This window comes from Sphingomonas larreae (genome assembly GCF_051400595.1).
Lineage (GTDB): Bacteria > Pseudomonadota > Alphaproteobacteria > Sphingomonadales > Sphingomonadaceae > Sphingomonas.
This window is the reverse complement of record NZ_JBLFFI010000001.1, coordinates 1,498,574-1,519,752: the sequence shown is the minus strand read 5'-3', so window position 1 is coordinate 1,519,752 and position 21,179 is coordinate 1,498,574. Positions and strand designations below refer to the sequence as shown.

21 protein-coding genes and 1 tRNA gene are annotated in these 21,179 nt (G+C 71.0%); 13 read left to right on the top strand and 9 right to left on the bottom strand.

Annotation, left to right across the window (positions count from 1 at the left end):
- Positions 1 to 118: 118 nt before the first annotated feature.
- Positions 119 to 1,579, top strand: coding sequence for a S41 family peptidase (locus tag ACMGDM_RS06955; RefSeq protein ID WP_436803365.1), 1,461 nt, complete (start codon positions 119 to 121; stop codon positions 1,577 to 1,579).
- A 338-nt stretch (positions 1,580 to 1,917) separates the two neighbouring features.
- Here ACMGDM_RS06955 and ACMGDM_RS06950 read toward each other — a convergent pair whose 3' ends face one another.
- Both ACMGDM_RS06950 and ACMGDM_RS06945 read right to left on the bottom strand, forming a co-directional pair.
- Complete coding sequence (locus ACMGDM_RS06950) at positions 1,918 to 3,291, bottom strand: sugar porter family MFS transporter (protein ID WP_436803364.1); 1,374 nt, start codon at positions 3,289 to 3,291, stop codon at positions 1,918 to 1,920.
- A 16-nt stretch (positions 3,292 to 3,307) separates the two neighbouring features.
- The gene (locus tag ACMGDM_RS06945; RefSeq protein ID WP_436803363.1) at positions 3,308 to 4,318 is read right to left on the bottom strand and encodes a histone deacetylase family protein; all 1,011 of its coding nucleotides are present in this window, start codon (positions 4,316 to 4,318) and stop codon (positions 3,308 to 3,310) included.
- A gap of 218 nt (positions 4,319 to 4,536) precedes the next feature.
- Here ACMGDM_RS06945 and ACMGDM_RS06940 point away from each other — a divergent pair, with 218 nt between their 5' ends.
- The 7 genes from ACMGDM_RS06940 (at position 4,537) to ACMGDM_RS06910 (ending at position 11,802) form a co-directional block, all read left to right on the top strand.
- Complete coding sequence (locus tag ACMGDM_RS06940; RefSeq protein ID WP_436803362.1) at positions 4,537 to 5,202, top strand: hypothetical protein; 666 nt, start codon at positions 4,537 to 4,539, stop codon at positions 5,200 to 5,202.
- 79 nt (positions 5,203 to 5,281) lie between these two features.
- On the top strand, positions 5,282 to 6,253 hold the full coding sequence (locus ACMGDM_RS06935; protein WP_436803361.1) for a DMT family transporter: 972 nt from the start codon (positions 5,282 to 5,284) through the stop codon (positions 6,251 to 6,253).
- The gene (locus ACMGDM_RS06930; RefSeq protein ID WP_436803360.1) at positions 6,250 to 6,930 is read left to right on the top strand and encodes a COQ9 family protein; all 681 of its coding nucleotides are present in this window, start codon (positions 6,250 to 6,252) and stop codon (positions 6,928 to 6,930) included. Before ACMGDM_RS06935 ends, ACMGDM_RS06930 begins: the two co-directional genes overlap by 4 nt.
- A gap of 383 nt (positions 6,931 to 7,313) precedes the next feature.
- Positions 7,314 to 7,616 carry a FeoA family protein gene (locus ACMGDM_RS06925; RefSeq protein WP_436803359.1) on the top strand — a complete coding sequence of 101 codons (303 nt, stop codon included), beginning with the start codon at positions 7,314 to 7,316 and terminating at the stop codon, positions 7,614 to 7,616.
- Between the two features lie 13 nt (positions 7,617 to 7,629).
- On the top strand, positions 7,630 to 9,501 hold the full coding sequence (feoB, locus tag ACMGDM_RS06920; protein WP_436803358.1) for a ferrous iron transporter B: 1,872 nt from the start codon (positions 7,630 to 7,632) through the stop codon (positions 9,499 to 9,501).
- A 130-nt stretch (positions 9,502 to 9,631) separates the two neighbouring features.
- Positions 9,632 to 10,195, top strand: a complete 564-nt coding sequence (gene ssb, locus ACMGDM_RS06915) for a single-stranded DNA-binding protein (protein WP_436803357.1) — start codon at positions 9,632 to 9,634, stop codon at positions 10,193 to 10,195.
- 11 nt (positions 10,196 to 10,206) lie between these two features.
- Positions 10,207 to 11,802, top strand: coding sequence for a sensor histidine kinase (locus ACMGDM_RS06910; RefSeq protein WP_436803356.1), 1,596 nt, complete (start codon positions 10,207 to 10,209; stop codon positions 11,800 to 11,802).
- Here the strand turns inward: ACMGDM_RS06910 and ACMGDM_RS06905 are convergent.
- From ACMGDM_RS06905 to metX, 3 genes are read right to left on the bottom strand one after another with little or no spacing between them, the layout of a single operon-like run.
- Positions 11,780 to 12,181, bottom strand: a complete 402-nt coding sequence (locus ACMGDM_RS06905) for a response regulator (RefSeq protein ID WP_436803355.1) — start codon at positions 12,179 to 12,181, stop codon at positions 11,780 to 11,782. The two genes, ACMGDM_RS06910 and ACMGDM_RS06905, sit on opposite strands and share 23 nt — an antisense overlap.
- A gap of 49 nt (positions 12,182 to 12,230) precedes the next feature.
- Complete coding sequence (gene metW / locus ACMGDM_RS06900) at positions 12,231 to 12,830, bottom strand: methionine biosynthesis protein MetW (RefSeq protein ID WP_436803354.1); 600 nt, start codon at positions 12,828 to 12,830, stop codon at positions 12,231 to 12,233.
- Complete coding sequence (metX, locus tag ACMGDM_RS06895) at positions 12,827 to 13,957, bottom strand: homoserine O-acetyltransferase MetX (RefSeq protein ID WP_436803353.1); 1,131 nt, start codon at positions 13,955 to 13,957, stop codon at positions 12,827 to 12,829. Before metX ends, metW begins: the two co-directional genes overlap by 4 nt.
- A gap of 109 nt (positions 13,958 to 14,066) precedes the next feature.
- On the opposite strand from metX, the gene ACMGDM_RS06890 reads away from it, so the two are divergent.
- The 3 genes from ACMGDM_RS06890 (at position 14,067) to ACMGDM_RS06880 (ending at position 17,005) form a co-directional block, all read left to right on the top strand.
- Complete coding sequence (locus ACMGDM_RS06890; protein WP_436803352.1) at positions 14,067 to 14,900, top strand: formate/nitrite transporter family protein; 834 nt, start codon at positions 14,067 to 14,069, stop codon at positions 14,898 to 14,900.
- Positions 14,901 to 14,981: 81 nt separating this feature from the next.
- On the top strand, positions 14,982 to 16,097 hold the full coding sequence (gene hisC, locus ACMGDM_RS06885; RefSeq protein WP_436803351.1) for a histidinol-phosphate transaminase: 1,116 nt from the start codon (positions 14,982 to 14,984) through the stop codon (positions 16,095 to 16,097).
- A complete protein-coding gene (locus ACMGDM_RS06880) occupies positions 16,097 to 17,005 on the top strand; it encodes a prephenate/arogenate dehydrogenase family protein (RefSeq protein WP_436803350.1) in 909 nt (302 codons plus the stop codon). Before hisC ends, ACMGDM_RS06880 begins: the two co-directional genes overlap by 1 nt.
- Before the next feature lie 174 nt (positions 17,006 to 17,179).
- Here the strand turns inward: ACMGDM_RS06880 and ACMGDM_RS06875 are convergent, their stop codons facing one another.
- From ACMGDM_RS06875 to ftsE, 4 genes are read right to left on the bottom strand one after another with little or no spacing between them, the layout of a single operon-like run.
- Positions 17,180 to 17,866 carry a lysophospholipid acyltransferase family protein gene (locus ACMGDM_RS06875; RefSeq protein WP_436803349.1) on the bottom strand — a complete coding sequence of 229 codons (687 nt, stop codon included), beginning with the start codon at positions 17,864 to 17,866 and terminating at the stop codon, positions 17,180 to 17,182.
- Complete coding sequence (locus ACMGDM_RS06870; RefSeq protein ID WP_436803348.1) at positions 17,863 to 18,402, bottom strand: YdcF family protein; 540 nt, start codon at positions 18,400 to 18,402, stop codon at positions 17,863 to 17,865. The genes ACMGDM_RS06875 and ACMGDM_RS06870 overlap by 4 nt, the downstream gene beginning before the upstream one ends.
- Positions 18,399 to 19,283 carry an FtsX-like permease family protein gene (locus tag ACMGDM_RS06865; protein ID WP_436803347.1) on the bottom strand — a complete coding sequence of 295 codons (885 nt, stop codon included), beginning with the start codon at positions 19,281 to 19,283 and terminating at the stop codon, positions 18,399 to 18,401. Before ACMGDM_RS06865 ends, ACMGDM_RS06870 begins: the two co-directional genes overlap by 4 nt.
- Positions 19,280 to 19,990: a cell division ATP-binding protein FtsE gene (gene ftsE / locus ACMGDM_RS06860; RefSeq protein ID WP_436803637.1), complete on the bottom strand. Its 711-nt coding sequence runs from the start codon at positions 19,988 to 19,990 to the stop codon at positions 19,280 to 19,282. The genes ACMGDM_RS06865 and ftsE overlap by 4 nt, the downstream gene beginning before the upstream one ends.
- Before the next feature lie 145 nt (positions 19,991 to 20,135).
- Between ftsE and ACMGDM_RS06855 the strand changes: the two genes are divergently transcribed.
- Positions 20,136 to 20,906, top strand: a complete 771-nt coding sequence (locus tag ACMGDM_RS06855) for a zinc-ribbon domain-containing protein (protein ID WP_436803346.1) — start codon at positions 20,136 to 20,138, stop codon at positions 20,904 to 20,906.
- 141 nt (positions 20,907 to 21,047) lie between these two features.
- Positions 21,048 to 21,134 (top strand) — tRNA-Leu (locus ACMGDM_RS06850).
- The last annotated feature ends 45 nt before the right edge of the window (positions 21,135 to 21,179 follow it).

The window sequence follows — 21,179 nt, the reverse complement described above, 5'->3', positions numbered from 1 at the left end:
AGCAGAATCGGTCGAGCGATGGCCACTCCGCGGTGTCGCTGTCCTGGGTTAGACGCGCCGCGACATATACAAGCTCTGCGCGCCGCATTACGCTTCGACCGGATTGCAGGAGTGGAACATGCGTACACCGCGGTGGGTGGGCGCGCTCGCGCTGGCGGCGGTGCTGGCGGGGTGCGGCGGCGACAATGATCGCGGCAGCGTCGGTGTCGGCGGCGTCGGTGCCGGCGGCGGCGCCAGCACGGGGGGCAGCACCGGGGGCGGCACCGTCGCTGCGGGCTGTACCTTGCGCGCGCGGCAGGACTGGGTGCGGGCCGCGCTCACCGAATGGTATCTCTTCCCCGACCTGCTCGCGGGTAGCACGGACCCGGCGAGCTACACCGATCTGAGCAGCTACGTCGACGCGCTCACCGCGCCGGCGCGCGCACAGAACCGCGATCGTCACTTCACCTACGTGACCTCGGCGGCGGAGGAGAACGCTTATTATTCCTCGGGTCAGACCGCCGGGCTGGGACTTCGCCTGTCGTTTGATCCAAGCAATCGCCTGATGGTCACGGAGGCGTTCGAGGGCGCGCCCGCGCTCGCCGCCGGGATTGACCGTGGCACGCAGATCCTCGCGGTCGGCAGCTCGGCGGCGACGCTGCGCGACATCAGCGACATCGTCGCGCGCCAGGACAATGCCGCGCTGGATGACGCCTTCGGCGACACCGCCGCGGGCACCACCCGCGCGCTGCGCGTCAATGACGCCGCGGGCACGCGCGTGGTGACGCTCGCCACCGCCGATTACGCGCTCTCGCCGCTGTCGACGCGCTACGGCGCCAAGGTGATCGATCAGGGCGGGCGCAAAATCGGCTATATCAACCTGCGCACCTTCATCAGCAGCGCGGACGATCAGCTGCGCAGCGCCTTTGCCACCTTCCGCGCGCAGGGGGTGACCGATCTCGTGATCGACTTGCGCTACAACGGCGGTGGACTGATCTCGACCGCGGAGGTGTTTGCCGACCTGCTCGGCGCGGCGCGCTCCACCAACGACGTCCAGGCCTACACCAGCTTCCGCCCGTCCAAGTCGAGCCGCGACCGCATCCGCTATTTCCAGCAGGAGGCGCAGGCGATCGCGCCGACCAGGGTGGCGTTCATCGGCACCGACGCCACCGCCTCGGCGAGCGAATATGTCATCAACGCGCTGATCCCGCATCTCCACGCCGACGTCGCGCTGATCGGCAGCAACACCTATGGCAAGCCGGTCGGGCAGATCGCGCTCGACAATCCGTCCTGCAGCGACGACCGGCTTCGCGCGGTCGCGTTTGCGTTGCAGAATGCGACGCGACAGGGCGATTATTACAACGGCCTCGCCACCAAGGTGGAGGCGAGCTGCCAGGCCGCCGATGATCTCACCCACGCGCTGGGCGACCCGGTGGAAGCTTCGACGCGCACCGCGCTCGATTTCATCGCCGGGCGCAGCTGCACCCCGATCACGGGCAGCGCGGCGACCCGCAGCGCGGGGCTGCTCACCCCCGCCACCCGACCACTGACGGTGGCGCGGCGCAATGCGGCGCAGCGCGATCAGCCCGGCTTGTTCTGATCGCGGCGCGCTCGCGCGTGTCCCGCGCGCCGGGACGATGACCGAGGCGGCTGCCGGCCGGCACGTCAGGAGCCGAGCCGGCTGGAGGCTGATCTACCGAAGCCGAGCCGTGCTCCCCCGCAGGCGGTATCCCAAAGCGCCGCGCGGTGGCGTTGGTGGCCCTGGACTCCGGCGTTCGCCGGAGCACGGTAGCGGTTTCAGATGCGGTGGATCGGGCTCTTGCTGGCGAGCGAAATGAGGCGACCCGCGCGAAGTCCGCTCGCGCGGGCGACCGAGGCCGGCCGAGAGGACGAGATGACGACCTGTCGCGCCCCTAGGCGCGAAAGCGGGCGCCGCCCCTACGCCGCGCCGAGCCGCCGCTCCATCTCCTCCAGCGGCACGCCCTTGGTCTCGGGGAAGTACAGCGCCACCACCACCAGCTGGAGCAGCATCATCGCCGCGAACACATAGAAGGGCAGGCTCACCGACAGCGCCGCCACCATCGGGAAGGCGGCGGCGATGATCGCGTCCAGCCCCCAGTGCGTCGAGGCGCCGACCGCGCTGCCGCGCCCGCGCACCGCGGTGGGGAAGACCTCGCTGATATACACCCAGATCACCGCCCCCGTGCTCGGCGCGAAGAAGGCGATGAAGCCGATCAGCGCGGGCAGCACGATCCAGCCCGGCAGCGTGCCGCCGAGCGCCAGCCCCGCAACGGTGAGGCTCGCCGCCATCCCCGCCGAGCCGACCATCAGCAGCGTCTTGCGCCCGAGCCGGTCGATCAGCAGCATGCCCACCGCGGTGAAGATGCCGTTGACGATGCCGATGATGATGGCCTGTACGTCGGCCGACAGCGCGCCCCCGGCCGCGGCGAAGATGTCGTTGAGGTAGTAGAGCAGCGCGTTGATGCCCGAGAGCTGGTTGAACGCCGCCACCAGCAGCGCGAGCAGGATCGGCTTGCGATGCCGTCGCCATGACAGTTTCTCGCCGCTCGGCTGCGCCGCGAAGCCGGCGTGGATCGCGGCAAGCTCGGTTTCGGCCTGCTCGTCGCCCATCCCCACCCGCGCGAGCGCGTCGCCCGCCTCGCTGGCGCGTCCCTTGGCCATCAGCCAGCGCGGCGAGTGCGGAATGCGCAGCAACAGCAGCAGGAACACGATTGCGGGCACCGCCGACACGCCGAACTTCCAGCGCCAGTCTTCCGCCCCGAGCGCCAGCGCGGCGATGATCGCATTCGACACATAGGCCAGCAGGATGCCGAGGATGATGTTGAACTGGAACGCCGCCACCAGCCCGCCGCGACGCGCCGGCGGGGCGATCTCGGAGATATAGACCGGCGCCAGCACCGACGAGCCGCCCACCGCCAGTCCGGCGATGACGCGAAAGAACACGAGCGACTCCCAGCTCCACGCCAGTCCGCAACCGATCCCGCCCGCGACATAGAATAGTGCGAGCACGCGCAGCGTGTCGCGGCTGCCGAAGCGATCGCCGGGGAGGCCGGCGAACAAGGCGCCGACCAACGTGCCCCAGAGCGCCGACGAGACGGTGATGCCGAGCCAGAAGCTGTCCAGCCCGTATTCGCGCGTGAGCGACACGGTCGTGCCCGAGATCACCGCGGTGTCGAAGCCGAACAGCAGCCCCGCCAGCGCGACGGTGACGATGCAGGCGAGCAGCCCCGCGTTGAGCGGCGGTGCGCCGCCGCCGGGGGAGTCCGCCTGCCCCATCGCCGTTACCGCCATGCCATCATCCTTCTCGTCACGCCGCGAAACCGCTCAGCAGACTGGCGACATTGGCACCCAGCGCGTCCACCGCATAGCCGCCTTCCATCACGATCACGCACGGCCAGCCCGTCGCGGCGATGTCGCGCGCCAGCGTCGCATAGTCCGCGGTGGTCAGCCGGAAGGCGCTGATCGGGTCACCCTCCCAGGTATCGGCGCCGAAGCTCAGCACCAGCAACTCGGCGCCGAACACGCGGATCGCGTCGAGCGCCTGCGCCATCGCCGCGCGGAAGGCGGGCAGCGCGGTGCCGCGCGGCAGCGGCAGGTTGAGCGTCGTCCCCGTACCCGCGCCGGCGCCGCGCTCGTCGGCATGACCCCAGTAGAAGGGATAGTCGCTCGCCGGGTCGGCATGGACCGAGGCGTAGAACACATCCTCACGCTCGTAGAAGATGTCCTGCGTGCCGTTGCCGTGGTGATAGTCGATGTCGAGCACCGCGACGTGCGGCACGCCCGCATCGCGCGCCGCCTGCGCCGCCACCGCGGCGACGTTGACGTGGCAATAGCCGCCGCAATAATCGCGGCCGGCGTGATGGCCGGGCGGGCGGCACAGCGCAAAGGCGGCGCGATCGCCGCCGAGCACCGCATCGGTCGCCGCGAGCGCGGTCTGCGCGCTCCCATAGGCCGCGGTCCAGGTCTGGTCGGTGATCGGCGTGGTGGCGTCGAACGCGTGCGCCCCGAGCAGCGCATCGATCCGCGACAGCGCGAGCGGGCGGCGCGCCACGATCGGGAAGGCGTAAGGAATGGCGTCACCGGGGCGCCCGGCGGCGCGCCACAGCGTGGGCGCATCGCGCAGAAAATCGAGATAGCCGGCGTCATGCACGCGCTCGATCGGCGCACGCCCGCGATCCGGCGGCGGCGCGGCCCCGCCGATCGCGGCGAGGATCATCTCGGCGCGCGCGGGCACCTCGGCATAAGCGGTGAAGGCGCCATTGTGCAGCTCCAGCGCGGGCGCATGCAGCGCCTGCTGCGGCGCGTAGAAGCGCTTCATGCTGGCGCGCTCAGGCACATCATTCGCGACATCGGACCTCGTCCCTTCCAACGCGGTGAGGAGATCTCGTGGCGAGAGCGTATAGTGCGCGTCAAGTATGTCGGCGAGTGTCCCCAGGATCGCTCCACTTTCGATACGATCGCGTTTGACCCTGCCAGCTAGCTCAGCGACGCTCGATATCGGCCTGCCGGGGGGCGGGCCAAACGGGGGGTTACATCATGATTCTACCTTTCGCCGCTGCTGCGGCGCTTCTGCTCGTGTGCGGTTCGGCCGCGGCTCAGACCGACTCGATCGTCACGCCCTCGCCCATCGCCGCGCCGGCGACCGGGCAGGCGGTGCTTCGCTCCGGCACTGAGGTGCCTTTGAAGCTGGCCGAGGAGCTCACCACCAAGGGGAAGAAGCTCAAGCTCGGCCAGCGCGTCCGGCTCGAGACTGCTGAGCCCGTCCTCGTGCAGGGCACCACGGTGATCCCCGCGGGTATGCCGGCGGTGGGAGAGATCACCGAGGTGCGCAACAAGGGGATGTGGGGCAAATCGGGCCATTTCGCCGCGCGGCTTCTCTACGTGACGGTGAATGGCCGGCAGGTGCGGCTCTCCGGCCAGTTCGACGACAAAGGCACCGCAGGAGGGATCGGCGCCACCGCCGTATCGGCTCTCGTGTTCCTTCCCGCGGGCTTCTTCATGACCGGCACCAGCGCGCGCCTGCCGGTGGGCGCGCCGGTGAAGGGCTTCATCGACGAGGACGTGCCGCTGGCCTTTGCAGCGGCTGCACCGGCGCCGCTCGCGGTACCCGCGGCTGCGGCACCGTCGATCTCGCTCGTCGCTGCCGCCGCCGCCGTGCCCGTGGCGGCCCCGATACAGGCAACGTCTCCGTCCGCAAAGTGAGCTAAGCCGCGGGTGGCGGCCGATCGGCCGCCACTACCGCCACGCTTTCCCGCGTGGCGTTCGCGGCTTAAGGGGCGGCATGGATCAGCCGACCAGCGCCCGTACGCTCGCCGCCACCCGCGCGCACCCGGAGACGGGCGCGGCGGCGTTCGCCGCGCTGGTGATCGCCAACGGCGCGCTGGCGTTCGGGCCGCTGTTCGTCCGGCTCGCGGATGTCGGGCCCGTCGCAGCCGCCTTCTGGCGGATGGCGCTGGCGTTGCCGCTGCTCGGCGGCGCCGCCTGGGTGGCAGGCCGGCGCGCGCGCGTTCCCGCGGCACCGGTCCCGGCGCGACGCTGGTGGCTGCTCGCCCTCGCCGGGCTCGCCTTCGCCGCGGACCTCGGTACGTGGCATGCCGGCATCCTGCAGACCACGATGGCCAACGCTACGCTGCTCGGCAATTCCGCCACCTTCCTGTTCCCGCTCTGGGGCTTCCTGGTCGCGCGGACCTGGCCGACGCGATGGCAAAGCGTCGCGCTGCTGCTCGCCGCAGCCGGGGCGGCGCTGCTGATGGGGCGGTCCTACCAGCTCGACCCGCGGCAGCTCGGCGGCGATCTGCTGTGCGTCTGCGCGGGCGTGCTCTACGCGGTGTATTTCATCCTGATGTCCGACGTGCGCCGCACCATGGCGCCGTTGCCGGCGCTGGCGCTGTCGTCGGCCGCGTCGCTGCTGCCGCTGCTGGGCATCGCGCTGGCGCTCGGCGAGCGGATCGTGCCGGGAAACTGGACCCCGCTGCTCGGCATCGCGTTGGTCAGCCAGGTGATCGGCCAGGGCTGTATGATCTACGCGCTCGGGCGTGCCGCGCCGCTGCTGATCGGGCTGGCGCTGCTGATCCAGCCGCTGGTCGCGACGGCGGTGGGCTGGCTGTGGTTCGACGAGCGGCTCGCCGCGCCGGATCTCGTCGGCGTGGCGATGATCGCGCTGGCGCTGGTGCTGGTGCGGCGCGACCGCGGCGATGCTACACCGGCGGAGACGATACCGCCGGGCAATCCGGTGACGGAGGAAGCGCGATGAGCATGGACGCCAGCACCACCACCGAGCCGCACGACCTGACGCTCGACGAGGTACGCGCGCTGCTCGCCCCCGCGATCGCGGCCAATGCCGCCTTCGACGGCTGGGGCGACGCCGCGCGCGACCTCGCCGCGGAGAGCCATGGCGTCGACCGGGACGTGGCGCGACTCGCCTTCGCCGATGGTGCCGTGGCGATGATCGACGCCTGGTTCGATCACGTCGATGCGGCGATGGCGCGCGCGCTGCCGGCGGAGCGACTCGCCGCGATGAAGATCCGCGAGCGCATCACCGCGCTGGTCGAGGCGCGGCTGGCGGTGCTCGCCCCCGAGCGCGAGGCGCTGCGCCGCGCGCGTGCGGTGCTGGCGCTGCCGCAGCACGTTGCGCGCGCGGCGCGGCTCGGCTGGCGCAGCGTCGATCGCATGTGGCGGCTCGCCGGGGATCGCGCGACGGATTACAACCATTATACCAAGCGGGCGATGCTGCTGGCGGTCTATGCCGCCACCACCACCGTCTTCCTCGACGACGAGAGCGCCGATCACGCCGACACCAGCGCCTTCCTGGCGCGGCGGATCGACGGCATCATGCGCTTCGAGCGAAGCAAGGCGGCGGTCCAGCAGCGCGCCTTGCGGCGCCCCAGCCTGAGCCGGTTCGTCGGACGGCTGCGCTATCCGGTGGTGTGACGCGCGGCACGGGGCGTGTTGGCGAATTTGAAGCGAGGCCGCGCCTTTGTTCATCCGTGATCCTGTTTCAGGATCCACGCTGCGGCGTGCCCGGCAGCTTGAGTGGCGCTTCGGCGTTTCCGTAACCATGAAGTCGAGCGTCCGTGGAGTTGCTTGGCCTTCGATCGTTTGGGGGGCCGGGCGAAGTGTCGGACTTCAGCCGAGCGCGATGGCGCTGCGAGACACCTCCCCTGATTCATCCTCTCCCTTGAGGAGAAAGGGCTCGGAACGGCAGGAGTGAGGCGCGCGCCGCCACCACCCCGACCCGCCTTGCTGCGACCCGGCACGGCGATCGGGTGCGGCACCTTATTGATAATCAGTTGCATGCGCCCTATACGGAGGGGGTGACCGCGACCCGCTCTCCCACCCCCACGCGCCACGCGGCGCCTAGCCCGCTCACGCTCGAGACGTTGCCGCGCCGACAGGCCGCCATCGTCGGCGCGATCGAGTGGGCGCGACTTGCCTCGCCGGAGGCGCGGCGGCTGCGCGAACTCGGCTTCGACGAGGGTGTCGCGGTGGAGGTGCTGCACCGCGCGCGCCTCGGCGGCGGTCCGATCGCCTGTCGCATCGGGCGGATGACGGTGGCGCTGCGTCGCGCGGTGGCGCGCGCGATCAGCGTCTCGCCCGACGCGCTCCCCGCGGAATGACGCGCCGCTTCTGATGGAACTCCCGCCGCTGGTCGCGATGGTCGGCAATCCCAATGCCGGCAAAAGCGCCTTGTTCAACGCGCTGACGGGAGCGCGGCAGAAGGTCGGCAATTATCCCGGCGTCACCGTCGAGCGTCACTCCGGCCGGCTCGCGCTGGACGACGGCCGACCGGTCGAGCTGGTCGATCTGCCCGGTGCCTACAGCCTCGATCCCGCCTCGCCGGACGAGCGCGTCACCCGCGACGTCGTCACCGGCACGCAGGCGGGCGAGCGGCTTCCCGACGCCCTGCTGGTGGTGGTGGACGCCTCCAACCTCGACAACCACCTGCGCTTCGCGATGCAGCTGATCGCGCTGGGGCTGCCGGTAGTGGTGGCGCTCAACATGGTCGACCTCGCCGAGCGCGACGGGCTGGTGCTCGATCCGGCAGTGCTGGAGCGCGAACTCGGCGTGCCGGTGGTGTCGACGGTTGCGGTGCGCCGGCGTGGCATCGACACGCTCCGCGCCCAGCTCACTGCTCTGGTCGGCGGCACGCCGGCCACTTCCGGGCTGCGCCGGCTGCGCGCCTCCGACGGCAGCGTCGACGACGATATCGTTACGCTCCAGCGCCGCGCGCGCGCGATTGCCGCCGCCGCGACGGTGAGCGAGACGCCGGTCCGCCGCTGGAACCACATGCTCGACTCGGTCGCGCTGCACCCTGTGTTCGGCCCGGTCCTGCTGGTGGCGCTGCTGTTCGTCATGTTCCAGGCGGTGTTCAGCTGGTCCGAAGCGCCGATTGGCTGGATCGAGGGTGTGTTCACGGCGGCGGAAGCCTGGCTCAAGGGGGTGCTGCCCGACGGCTTCCTGCGCTCGCTGCTGACCGATGGCGTGATCGCGGGCGTCGGCGCGGTCATCGTGTTCCTGCCGCAGATCCTCATCCTGTTCCTGTTCATCCTGGTGCTTGAGGCGAGCGGCTATATGGTCCGCGCCGCCTTTCTCATGGACCGGCTGATGGCGCAGGTCGGGCTCTCGGGCCGCGCCTTCATCCCGTTGCTCTCCAGCTTTGCTTGTGCGGTGCCCGGGATCATGGCGACACGCACGATCGAGGACGAGAAGGACCGGCTCACCACCATCCTGATCGCGCCGCTGATGACCTGCTCGGCGCGGCTACCGGTCTATACGATCATCATCGGCGCCTTCATCCCGGCACGGCAGGTGCTGCCCTTCGTCGGCTTGCAGGGGCTGGTGCTGCTCGCGCTTTATCTGCTCGGCATCGTGGGCGCGTTCGTCGCCGCGCTGCTGCTGCGCCGTACCGTGACCAAGGGTGAATCCTCCGGCTTCATGATGGAGATGCCCAAATACCAGATGCCGCGGCTGCGTGACGTCGCGCTGGGATTGTGGAGCCGCACCGAGATCTTCCTCAAGCGCGCCGGCACCACGATCGCGCTCACCACGGTGGTGCTGTGGGCGTTGCTGAGCTTTCCCCAGGCCCCCGCGGGGCAGCGCCAGGTCGATTACTCGATCGCGGGCCGGGTCGCCGACGGGCTGGAGAAAGTGGTGCGCCCGATCGGCTTCAACCACGATATCGCGCTGGCGCTGATCCCGGCGATGGCGGCGCGCGAGGTTGCGGTGGCGGCGATCGGCACGGCCTATGCGATCGACGACGTCGAGGATGCGTCCGGCGAGAAGGGGCTGGTGGAGCAATTGCGCGGGCGCTGGTCGCTGCCGACCGCGCTGGCGTTCCTGATGTGGTTCGTGTTCGCCCCGCAGTGCATCTCGACGATCGCGGTGACGCGGCGCGAGACCAACGGGTGGCGCTGGCCGCTGTTCATGATCGGCTATCTCTTCGCTGCCGCCTATATCATGGCCGGCATCACATATTGGCTGGCGGTGGCGGCGGGGCTGTGACTATCTAGGCCATCGGCCGCCGTCGCGATCCGCCGCCGGCGCCCCGCCGCGGCACGCCGGTGTCGCACGACGCCGGCTTAGGCCGGCACGCACGAACAGTCGCCGGATCGTCCGGCGCGCAGAGGAATCGATGGCAGGCAGCGTCAACAAGGTCATTCTCGTCGGCAATCTCGGGCGCGACCCCGAGTCACGCTCGTTCCAGAACGGCGGCAAGGTGGTGAACCTGCGGATCGCCACGTCCGAATCGTGGAAGGATCGCAACACCGGCGAGCGCAAGGAGAAGACCGAGTGGCACTCGGTCGCGATCTTCAACGAGGGGCTCGCCAACGTCGCCGAGCGTTTCCTGCGCAAGGGCAGCAAGGTCTATATCGAGGGCCAGCTGCAGACGCGCAAATGGCAGGACCAGCAGGGCAACGACAAATATTCCACCGAGGTGGTGCTGCAGGGCTTCAACTCGGTGCTGACCATGCTCGACGGCCCGCAGGGTAGCGGCGGCGGTGGCGGCGGCGGCGGCGGTCGCGACGACTGGGGCGGCGGAGGCGACGACTTCGGCGGCGGCGGCGGGAGCCACGGCGGTGGCGCGCGTGGCGGCGGCGCGGGCGGCAGCGGTGGCGGTAGCCGCGGCGGCGCCGCCGGTGGCGGCGGTTTCGGCGGCGGCTTCGCGGACGATCTCGACGACGACGTGCCGTTCTAGGCGCGGACGCGATGGGCGAGCGAAGCGTCGGCGCGGATCCCTCCGGCGCTTCCCCAACCGGCCACGTGCGGGCGGAAGCGGCCGCGCGCGGCTGGCAGATCGACGAGGCACGGCGCCGCGCCACGATCGACTCGCTCAACCTCGCCGCGCTGCGCCGCTCCGCCGCGTTGCGCCAGATCACCGACTTTGCCGCACAGCTCTGCGCCGCGCCGATCGCGCTGATCACGCTGATCGAGGAAGCCGACCAGTCGTTCCTCGCCGCAACCGGCACCGAGCTGACGGGTACGCGCCGCTCCGAATCTTTCTGCGCGCACGCGATGTGGGAGGACGACGTCACCGTCTTCCCCGACCTGACCGCGGACGAGCGCTTCCTCGGCAACCCCCTGCTCGACGATCCCGGCTTCCGTTTCTACGCCGGCGCGCCGCTGGTGGCGGACGATGGCGTGCCGCTCGGCGCGCTGTGCGTGCTCGACATGGCACCGCGTCCCGAAGGGCTTACGCCGCTTCAGCGCGACGGATTGCGCGTGCTGGCCAGCAACGTGATGGCGCGGCTACGCGGCTCGCGCGACGACAAGGCGTGGCGCGAGGCCGCGGGCGAGGCGCGCCGTGCCGCGGCGGAGAGCGAGGCGCGCTTCCGCACGCTGGCCGACACGATGCCGCAGATGGTGTGGTCGACGCTGCCCGACGGCTATCACGATTATTACAACGCGCGCTGGTACGCGTTCACCGGCATGCCCGACGGCTCGACCGACGGCGCCGAATGGAACGGCATGTTCCACCCCGACGATCAGGCGCGCGCCTGGGCGGTGTGGCGCCATTCGCTGGAGACCGGGGAGCCGTACCAGATCGAATATCGGCTGCGCCACGCCGACGGTACCTATCGCTGGGTGCTCGGGCGGGCGCTGCCGATCCGCGACGGCGAGGGTGCGATCACGCGCTGGTTCGGCACCTGCACCGACATCCACGAGCAGAAACTGGCGCTGGAGGAGCGCGAGGTGGTCAGCCAGGAGCTGAGCCACCGCATCAAGAACATCTTCTCGGTGATCTCGGGGCTGATCCACTTCGCCGCGCGCGCGCATCCCGAGCTGACAACCGTCGCCAACGACCTGCGCGAGCGCATCATCGCGCTCGGCCGCGCGCATGATTTCGTGCGCCCGCACAGCGTCGAATCGCGCCCGCGGCTCGCGCAGGACAGTCTCCACGGGCTGCTAGAGGAGCTGTTCGCGCCCTATCAGCGGCAGCGCGGCGAGCCAATCGTCGTCGCCGGGGACGATGTTGCGGTGGACGATCGCGCCGCCACACCGTTGGCGCTGCTGTTCCACGAGCTCGCCACCAATGCGAGCAAATATGGCGCGCTCGCCACGCCGGACGGCACGATCGCGCTGACGATCGAGCGCGGACCGGCGCAGGTGGCGCTGGTCTGGCGTGAACGCGGCGGACCGATGCTCACGGGAACGCCGCCGCGTGCCGGGTTCGGTAGCCAATTGGTCGAGCTTAGTGCGGTGCGTCAACTCGGCGGCGCGGTCGAGCGCCACTGGCACCCGGACGGTCTCGAACTCACCGTAACCGTGCCGCTGTCCGCGTTCAGCCGCGCCCCGACCATCTGACGAAATCAGCGGGCACCTCGACGTTGCCCGGCGCCATCTCCGCCGCGGTGAGCGCGGCGCTGAGGATCGCCTGGTCGTTGAACGGCTTGCGAATATAGCCCAACGCGTCGCCGGGATCGGTGATCTGCCCGGGGTTGGCCGTGACGAAGACGACGCGCACACCGTGCTCGCGCGCGATCCGCTCCGCGATCACGGGCCCGGTGGCGCCATCGCGCAGGTTGACGTCGACGAAGGCGAACTGACAGCCGGGCGCGTGCCGATAGGCGCTCTCGGCGTCTGCGGCGATCGCCGCGACGGTGAACCCCGCGTCCTCCAGGATTCGCTCGAGGTCGAGCGCGACGAAGATCTCGTCCTCTACGATGAGCGCGGTTTTGCACATGATGAGGGCGGGTAGGCTCCGTTGCGATCTTGGTTCCGGTTAACCCCGATCAATCCGGTCGGTTCCGGCGCAACAGGAAGACGGCATGTTCGGCGAGGAAATTGGCGGCCGCGCTGCCGGTGCGCTTGTCCCCGGACAGGAACCAGGCGTTCTGGGTGGCCACGCCGCATTCGGCGAGATGCGCGCGAAAGTCGTCGATAGTGAGATGGTGGATGTTGGGCGTGTCATACCAGCGCTCGGGCAGCAGCCGCGTCACCGGCATTCGCCCGCCCCACAGGAGCGACAGCCGCACCCGCCAGTGGGCGAAATTGGGGAAGCTGACGAAGGCATGGCGCCCGATCCGCAACAGCTCGTCGAGCACGCGGTCTGGCGCGCGCGCGGTCTGGAGCGTCTGGCTCAATATGGCGTAATCGAAGCTCTGGTCGGGGTAGCCGGCGAGATCGGTGTCGGCGTCGCCCTGGATCACCGACAGTCCGCGCGACACCGCCGCGGCGACATTGCGCGGGTCAAGCTCGAGCCCGCGCGCGTCCACTCCCTTCGAGTCACGCAGCGCCTTCATCAGCTCGCCGTCGCCGCAGCCGACGTCGAGCACGCGCGCGCCCGGTGGCACGTGCGCGGCGATGATCGCGAGATCGGGGCGAAGGCTCATGCGCCGGTCCCGAGGAAGCCGCCGATCACGCGGTCGAGCTCGGGCGAGTCGAGCAGGAAGGCGTCATGACCATAGGGGCTCGACAGTTCGACAAAGCTGGCGGGCGCGCGTGCCGCCACCAGCGCCTGGACGATCGCGCGCGACTCGGCGGTGGGATACAGCCAGTCGGTGTCGAAGCTGACGAGGCAGAAGCGCGCGCGCGCGGTGCGAAAGGCGTGGGCGAGCAGCCCGCCATGTTCCTCCGCAAGGTCGAAATAGTCCATCGCGCGGGTGATGTAGAGATAGGAGTTGGCGTCGAACCGGTCAGTGAAGGCCAGTCCCTGGTGGCGCAGGTAGCTCTCCACCTGGAAGTCAGCGTCGAAGCCGAACGACTTCTGCTCGCGCGCCTGCAGCCGGCGGCCGAACTTCTCGGTCAGCCCCGCCTCGGACAGATAGGTGATGTGCGCTGCCATGCGCGCCACCGCCAGGCCCGCGGCGGGCGGGGCGCCGTCGTAATAATCGCCGTTCTGCCAGTTCGGGTCGGCCATGATCGCCTGCCGCCCGACCTCGTGGAAGGCGATGTTCTGCGCGGTGTGGCGCGCGGTGGAGGCGATGACGAGGCAGGCGTCGATCCGCTCCGGAAAGGTCGCCGCCCAGCTCAGCGCCTGCATCCCGCCCATCGATCCGCCGACCACGGCGGCGAGCCTTGCCACGCCGAGATGGTCGAGCAGCAGCGCCTGCGCGCGCACCATGTCGCGGATCGTGATGACCGGAAAGGTCATGGCATAGGGCCGCCCGGTGGTGGGATCCGCGCTCGCCGGGCCGGACGAGCCCATGCAGCTGCCGAGCACGTTGGCGCAGATCACGAAAAAACGATCGGTGTCGATCGGGCGACCGGGGCCGACCATGCGCTGCCACCAGCCCGGCTTGCCAGTGCGCGGATGCGCCGAGGCAACGTGGTGGTCGCCGGTGAGCGCGTGGCAGATCAGCAGCGCATTGCCGCCGTCAGGCGCGAGCGTGCCGTATGTCTCATAGGCGATCTCGACCGGCGCGAGCAGCGCGCCGCCGTCGAGCCGCAGCGGGCCCGGCAGCACGACGTGACGCGACAGGCCAAAGCGTTGGTCGAGCGAGGCGGGCGTGGTGAGCATCGAGCCCGAGCCCTTACCCGCGCCGCCGTGCCCAAGTCGAGCCGGACCCGGCAACGGCGCACCGCGTTGAGGGCGGCAGACGCCGCTCTCGGCGTGGGAGGGTTTCGACATGGCGGACGACGCCGCGGCGCGCGAGCGCGACATCGACCTCTCGCCGGGCGAGCGCGCGGCGGTGGAGCGGCGCCAGGCGGCGAGCGCGCGCGTGATCCACGAGGTGATCCGCCGCGCCGGCGACGAGGAGCTCGAGCGGCCAAGCTGGTCGCTGGTGTGGTCGGGGTTGGCGGGGGGCGTCGCGATCAGCGCGTCGGTGCTGGGCAAGTCGCTGATCGCGCGTGATCTGCCCGCGGCCGGCTGGGCGCCGCTGGTCACCAGCATCGGCTACACGCTCGGCTTTCTCGTCGTGATCCTTGGTCGGCTCCAGCTGTTCACCGAGAGCACGCTCTCTGCGGTGATCCCGGTCGCCACCCACCCGAGCCTCGGCAATCTCGCGCGGCTGCTGCGGCTGTGGGCGCTGGTGCTTGGCACCAACCTGCTCGGCACCTTACTGGTGGCGGGGCTGGTCCATTATCGCCTGATCGGCTCGCCCGAGGGCGGTGCGGCGATGCTGGAGACCGCGCGCGAGCTGCTCGCGCACGACTGGTGGGCGACGGTGCGGCTCGGCGTGCCGGCCGGCTTCCTGATCGCGGCGGTGCCCTGGGCGCTGCCCTCGTCGCGCGGCCAGGAGTTCTGGGTGGTGTTCCTGCTCACCTATTTCATCGCGCTCGGCGGCTTCGCGCACGTCGTCGCCGGCTCGGGCGAGGCATGGCTGCTCGCCTTCGCGGGCGAGGTCTCGTTCGCGCAGGCGCTGGGCGGGCTGATCCTCCCCGCGCTGATCGGCAACGTGATCGGCGGCACCGGGCTGTTCGCGCTGCTCGCGCACGCGCAGGTGCGGCAGGAGCTGTGACGCCCCGCCCTCTTCCCCAGCCGCCTCACACCGGCTACCCGATCGCGCATGAGTGACGCGCCCCGCCCCAAAGCCTGGATCATGGACATCGCCCCCTACGTTCCGGGGCGCTCCACCACCGATGACGGGCGCAAGGTCGCCAAGCTCAGCTCGAACGAGAACCCGCTCGGCACCTCGCCCGCGGCGCGCGCCGCCTTCGCCTCGGCCGCCGACTCGCTCGAGCGCTATCCCGACGCCAGCGGCGCGATCGTGCGGGAGGCGATCGCGGCGCGCTTCGGGCTCGATCCCGCGCGGATCATCTACGGCAACGGTTCGGACGAGATCCTCCATCTCGCCGCGGGCGCCTTCGCCGGACCGGGCGACGAGGTGATCTTCGTCCGCTACGGGTTCGCGGTGTACGAGATCGCGGCACGGCGCGTCGGCGCCACCCCGGTGATCGCGCCCGACCGCGACTATGCCACTGACGTCGACTCGATCCTCGCCTGCGTTACCGAGCGCACGCGCGTCGTCTACGTCGCCAATCCCAACAACCCGACCGGCACCTTCGCGCCGCGCGCCGAGATCGCGCGGCTCCACGCCGCTCTGCCACCGTCGGTGCTGCTGGTGCTCGACCAGGCCTATGCCGAATATCTCGCCGACGCGGACGACGACGGCGGCCTCGACCTCGCCGCGACCGCGCCCAACGTGCTGGTGACGCGCACCTTCTCCAAGATCCACGGGCTCGCCGCGGAGCGGATCGGCTGGGGCTATGCGCATGCCGACATCGTCCAGGCGCTGCACCGCATCCGGCTGCCGTTCAACATGACGATCGGCGGGCAGCGCGCGGCGGTCGCCGCGATCGAGGACCGCGGCTTCGTCGCGCATACGCGCGCGCACAATGCGACGTGGCGCGATTGGTTCGCCGACGAGATCGCCAAGCTCGGCAACGCTGGTCTGCGCGCGATTCCGAGCAAGGCGAACTTCGTGCTGGTGGTGTTCGAGGGCGCGCTGACCGCGGAGACCGCCTACAAGGGACTGATGGACGCAGGCTATATCGTCCGCTGGCTGCCCGGCCAGGGTCTCGCGCAGGGATTGCGCATCACCGTCGGCACCGAGGACGAGACGCGCGGCGTCGCGGCGGCGCTGCGCGTCCTGGTCGAGCGCGGCGCCGCCCCGACGCACGCCGAGCCGGCCGACGCCGGGATCGAGCGCGGCTGATGCTGCCGTTCAGCCGGGTCGCCGTCATCGGGCTCGGGCTGATCGGCTCGTCGGTGGCGCGCGCCGTGCGCCAGTATCTACCGACGGTGCGGCTCACCGGGCATGACGCCAGCGCCGAGGTGCGCGACACCGCGCGGCGGATCGACCTGGTCGACGACGTCGCCGACAGCGCCTCTGCGGCGGTGACGGACGCCGATCTCGTCATCCTGTGCGTGCCGGTCGGCGCGATGGCCACGGTCGCCGCCGAGATCGCGGAGGAGCTGCCCGCCGACGCGGTCGTCAGCGACGTCGGCAGCTGCAAGACCGCGGTGGCACAGGCGCTCGCCGCGGTGCTGCCGCCCGAACGCGTCGTGCCCGCGCACCCGGTCGCGGGCACCGAGCAGAGCGGCCCCGAGGCGGGCTTCGCCTCGCTGTTCCGCGGGCGCTGGTGCATCGTCACGCCGCTGGCCGAGAGCGACCCGCTCGCGGTGGCACGGGTCGGGGAGTTCTGGCGCCGCCTCGGGGCGGACGTCGAGCGGATGGCCCCCGACCACCATGACCGCGTTCTGGCAGTGACGAGCCACCTGCCGCATCTGATTGCCTATACGATCGTCGGCACCGCGGACGATCTCGGCCAGGTTACCGAGTCGGAGGTGATCAAATTCTCCGCCGGCGGCTTCCGCGACTTCACCCGCATCGCGGCTTCGGACCCCGTGATGTGGCGCGACGTCTTTCTCGCCAACAAGGAGGCGGTGCTGGAGATGCTCCAGCGCTTCAGCGAGGATCTCAGCCAGTTGCAGCGCGCGATCCGCTGGGGTGACGGCGACGCGCTGCACGACCGTTTCGCGCGGACGCGCGCGATCCGACGCTCGATCGTCGACCAGGGGCAGGATGACGCCGCCGCCGATTTCGGGCGCCGGCACGACTAAGGAGCCCCCTTCACCGCGCTGGCATCATGCTGAACTCGGTTCAGCATTCACCGGGCGGCTCATCTGGGAACCCCTGATGTGCGCGCCACTGGATCCCGAGACGAGCTCAGGATGACGCCAGTGCCGGCACGCTCGCGACGCTGGGCTCCTGCTTGCGCAGGAGCACGACAACCCTCAATCCGTATTCAGCGCATTGATCGCCGCGTGCACGCGCGCCTCGATCTCGCGGCGGGGCAGCCCCGGCGGGATCGGCTCACCGAGCCGCATCGTCACCTCGCCCGGCGTCACCGTGCCGCCGCGCAGCCCCAACCGCCCGCTGTCGAGCGCGATCGGCACCACTGGATAGCCCAGGGCCTTGTACAGGCCAGCAAAACCCGATCGCAGCGGCGGCGCCTCGCCGTGCGGCACACGCGTGCCCTCGGGATAGACGATCACCGATCGCTGCGCCGCGCGCGCCACCTGCGCGTCCCGCACCATCTGGCGCAGCGCGCTGGCCGAGGCATCGCGATCCACCGGGATCGCGCCGTACACCCGTGTCGCATAGCCCCAGAATGGGATGCGCCACAGCTCGCGCTTGAGCACCACCGCCGGTCCGCGCAGCAGCGGCTGCAACTCCACGGTCTCGTACATCGCCTCGTGCTTGACCGCATAGAGCACCGGGCCGGTCGGCAGCTCGCCCTCCAGCCGCGTCCGCACGCCGAGGAAGGTCGCCGCCGCCCAGCGATGGTAATAGGACCAGACATGCGCATAGGGGATCATCGCGCGCTGTCCGAACAGCGCCACGATCGGCACCACCACCACGATCGGCACCGAGCCGGCGTAGAACACCAGCCGGAAAAGCCACGACCTAAGCGCGTTCACCGTCTCACCCGCTCCCACCCCAGCACCGCCGCCCGCAGCAGCAGCTTGTTATATTCGTTGATCGCCTGCGCCAGCGTCGGCTCGCTCGGCACACCCTCCACCGCCACGCTGACCTCGCCGCCGAGCGAGGCGGCGAGTTCGAGCGCGGCGCGACGCGCGTGCCAGTCCGACGTGACCAGCCGGATCGAACGATAGCCGTGCGTCTTGACCCAGGCGGCGGTCTCCTCGGCGTTGCCGCGCGTGTCGACCGCCTCGGCGCCGAGGTCGACGCAGCAGGCGAAGGTGGCGGCATGCCCGCTGATCCGCGCGAGGTCGGCGCGCGTCACCCCCGGGGCCGTGCCGGTCACCAGCATGCGCCGCGCACGCTTCTGCTCGAGCAGCTCGAGCCCGCGCGCGATCCGCCCGGCGGCGCCGGTCGGCACCACGATCGCGTCGGTCCGCAGCGTCGCCGCGGGCGTGCCGGGCAGCGCCAGCATGAAGGCGGCGAATCCCAGCGCCCAGCCGAGCAGCGCCAGTGCGACCAGCCGCTTGATCATAGCGTCCGCTCCAGCGCGCGCGTCACCGCCCGGCGCGCCACCAGCGCCGCGAACAGCACGAACGCGAACGGCAGCGTCGCAAGCGTCCACCAGCCGGCAGCACCCGGCGCCATCGCGCCCGCGAGCGCGAACGATGTCGCCGCCGTGTCCGCGGCGAGCGCGCGCGCGAGCAGCGCCGCCACCAGCGCCGCGCCGATCGTTCCGGCCAGCGCGGCCACCGCGGCGTCGCGCGCGACGCGACGCTCGAACAGCTGTGCCACCTGCGCGTCGGTGGCGCCGAGCGCGTGCATCACGGCGATCGTGGCGCGATGGGTCTCCAGCCCGGCGCGCGCGGCGAGCACCACCACCGCGGCGCTCGCGCCCACCATCAGCAGCACCGCCGCCGCCGCGAGCGTCGCCGCGGTGCGCAGCAGTCGGGCGAGCGGCGCCACGGTCGCGCCGTGAGCGTCGATCACCGCCGCGGGCGCAACCGCCGCCACCGCGGCGCGGGCGCGCGCCAGCGTGTCGGGGCCGGAGGCGAGTTCGACGTCGATCAGCTCGGGCATGGCCAGATCGGGATCGTCCGCGGCGGCGCCGAGCCACGGCGCGACGAGCCGCGCCAGTTCGGCGCGAGGCACCGCGCGCGCGCTCGCCACCGCCGGGGAAGCGCGTAGCGCGGCGAGCGCGCGATGCGCGGCGGCGACGCGCGCGGCCGGGTCGGCGTCGGTCAGCTGCACCGTCGCGCGCGCGGCGAGCTGCGCGCCCAGCGCGCTGGCGCCGCGCGCCGCGCCGAGCCCCGCCGCCGCGGCGAGCAAGGTGAGGAACAGCATGATCGCCAGCACGCCCGTCATCGCGCGGCCGGTGCGCGACTGGTCGAGCACGCGGGCGGTCGCCGCGCTCATGCCATGCTCACGCGCGCGGGCGGGACGCGCAGCGCGCCGGTCGGATCGAGCAGCCGCCCGTCCGCCAGCCGCATCAGCTGCGCCGCCCTGACTCGGCGGAGCAGCTGCGGATCGTGCGTCGCGACCACCACGGTAGTGCCGAGCCCGTTAAGCGAGGCGAACAGCTGCATCAGCCGGTCCGCCATGGCTTCGTCGACGTTGCCGGTGGGTTCGTCGGCGAGCAGCAGCTCGGGGCGGGCGACCACCGCGCGCGCGATCGCGACGCGCTGCTGCTCGCCGCCCGACAGCGTCGCCGGGCGCGCCTCGGCGCGGTGGGTCAGCCCGACCCAGGCGAGCATCTCGCGCACCGCCTCGCCGACGTCGCGCTCGTCCGCACCGGCGATCCGCAGCGGCAACCCGACATTGTCCGCGATGCTGAGGTGGGGCACGAGCCGGAAGTCCTGATACACCACGCCGATGCGGCGTCGGAACGCGGGCATGCGCGCACGTGCCAGCGTCACTACGTCTTCGCCGAACAGCCGGATGATGCCGCGGCTGGGCCGTTGCGCGAGATAGAGCAGGCTCAGCAGCGAGGTCTTGCCCGCGCCGCTCGCCCCGGTGAGGAAATAGAATTCGCCGGGCGCGAGCGCGAAGCTGACGTCGCGCAGCACCTCCTCGCCCTGGCCGTAACGCAGCCCGACATTCTCGAACTGGACGATCCCCGCCACCCGGCCGCTCACCACCTCTCGCCTTCGCATCGCTGGCGCCCGCCATCGCACGCGTGCCGCCGCGCATCAAGCAGGCGACGGGCCGCTTGCCTCAGGTGGCACGCACGTGCTTAGAATCGCGCTTAGTTCCTGCCGGTGGCCCGCCATGATCATCGAATGTCCCGAATGCCGCGCGCGCTATCTGGTGCCGGATGGCACGGTCGGCGCCACCGGTCGCACGGTGCGCTGCGCCAACTGCCGGCACAGCTGGTACCAGGAACCGCAGGAGGCGCTGCCAGACGAGGAGGAGGCGGAGATCACCTTCGCTCCCGTGGAGGCCGCGTCCGATCCGGTCGACGCGCCGCCGGAACCCGAGGTTGCCGCCGCGCCGCTTACCCCTTCGCCGCCGCCGCCGATCGTCGCACCCGTGGTGTTCGAGGCGGATCCCGAACCCTCCGCCGTATCGCCAGGCTATGACGCCTTCGCGCACCGGCCGCCGTTCCGCCCGGCACGCAACACCGCGCGCATTCGCACGCTCGCCAGTCTTGCCGCCGGGCTGCTGATGCTGGCGGCGGTGGCGGTGATCCTATGGACCACCGCGCCCGGGCTCGCGCAGCAGGTTGGGCTCGCGATCGGGCCGGCCGAGCTGCCGCTGCGGATCGTCGACCATCCGATCGAGCGTCGCAAGATGGCCAACGGCTCCGAGCTGTTCGCGGTCAGCGGGCAGATCACCAATCCCTCGCCGACGCGCCAGCGCGTTCCCGACATCCGCGCGGACCTGCGCGACGCGCAGGGCAAGATCGTGTTCAGCTGGACGATCACGCCGCAGCAGCGCACCTTGCTGCCCAACGGCGCGCTCGACTTCAACTCGGCGCAGGTCGACGTGCCCGCCTCGTCGAAGCGGCTCGATCTCAGCTTCGTCGGCGAGGACAGCTGAGATGGCGCCGTCGCCGGCGCGATCGCGGCCGGGCGGCGACGATTTCCGTACCTCCGCAAAGAAACAGCGTTGCCAGCCCGCGGAGGCTTTGCTAGGGGCCCGCTCCTGCCAACCGCCGGGCCTGCCCGGTGGACATCACGTGCGGTCGTGGCGGAATTGGTAGACGCGCAACGTTGAGGTCGTTGTGTCCGAAAGGACGTGGAAGTTCGAGTCTTCTCGACCGCACCACTTTCCCGCCTGAGCGCGGAACCCGCGGGCCGGCAGGCCTGCGAC

Excerpts from the sequence above, each read along its gene's own strand:
- metW (WP_436803354.1), bottom strand. The coding sequence starts at position 12,830 with ATGAGCCTTCGCCCCGATCTCGCGATCATCGCCGCGCACGTGCCACCG.
- metX (WP_436803353.1), bottom strand. The coding sequence starts at position 13,957 with ATGCTCACCACGCCCGCCTCGCTCGACCAACGCTTTGGCCTGTCGCGT.
- ssb (WP_436803357.1), top strand. The coding sequence starts at position 9,632 with ATGGCAGGCAGCGTCAACAAGGTCATTCTCGTCGGCAATCTCGGGCGC.
- ACMGDM_RS06950 (WP_436803364.1), bottom strand. The coding sequence starts at position 3,291 with ATGGCGGTAACGGCGATGGGGCAGGCGGACTCCCCCGGCGGCGGCGCA.
- ACMGDM_RS06905 (WP_436803355.1), bottom strand. The coding sequence starts at position 12,181 with ATGTGCAAAACCGCGCTCATCGTAGAGGACGAGATCTTCGTCGCGCTC.
- ACMGDM_RS06855 (WP_436803346.1), top strand. The coding sequence starts at position 20,136 with ATGATCATCGAATGTCCCGAATGCCGCGCGCGCTATCTGGTGCCGGAT.
- ACMGDM_RS06940 (WP_436803362.1), top strand. The coding sequence starts at position 4,537 with ATGATTCTACCTTTCGCCGCTGCTGCGGCGCTTCTGCTCGTGTGCGGT.
- ACMGDM_RS06930 (WP_436803360.1), top strand. The coding sequence starts at position 6,250 with ATGAGCATGGACGCCAGCACCACCACCGAGCCGCACGACCTGACGCTC.
- ACMGDM_RS06945 (WP_436803363.1), bottom strand. The coding sequence starts at position 4,318 with ATGAAGCGCTTCTACGCGCCGCAGCAGGCGCTGCATGCGCCCGCGCTG.
- ACMGDM_RS06890 (WP_436803352.1), top strand. The coding sequence starts at position 14,067 with ATGGCGGACGACGCCGCGGCGCGCGAGCGCGACATCGACCTCTCGCCG.
- ACMGDM_RS06935 (WP_436803361.1), top strand. The coding sequence starts at position 5,282 with ATGGATCAGCCGACCAGCGCCCGTACGCTCGCCGCCACCCGCGCGCAC.
- ACMGDM_RS06910 (WP_436803356.1), top strand. The coding sequence starts at position 10,207 with ATGGGCGAGCGAAGCGTCGGCGCGGATCCCTCCGGCGCTTCCCCAACC.
- ACMGDM_RS06870 (WP_436803348.1), bottom strand. The coding sequence starts at position 18,402 with ATGATCAAGCGGCTGGTCGCACTGGCGCTGCTCGGCTGGGCGCTGGGA.
- hisC (WP_436803351.1), top strand. The coding sequence starts at position 14,982 with ATGGACATCGCCCCCTACGTTCCGGGGCGCTCCACCACCGATGACGGG.
- feoB (WP_436803358.1), top strand. The coding sequence starts at position 7,630 with ATGGAACTCCCGCCGCTGGTCGCGATGGTCGGCAATCCCAATGCCGGC.
- ACMGDM_RS06880 (WP_436803350.1), top strand. The coding sequence starts at position 16,097 with ATGCTGCCGTTCAGCCGGGTCGCCGTCATCGGGCTCGGGCTGATCGGC.
- ACMGDM_RS06865 (WP_436803347.1), bottom strand. The coding sequence starts at position 19,283 with ATGAGCGCGGCGACCGCCCGCGTGCTCGACCAGTCGCGCACCGGCCGC.
- ACMGDM_RS06955 (WP_436803365.1), top strand. The coding sequence starts at position 119 with ATGCGTACACCGCGGTGGGTGGGCGCGCTCGCGCTGGCGGCGGTGCTG.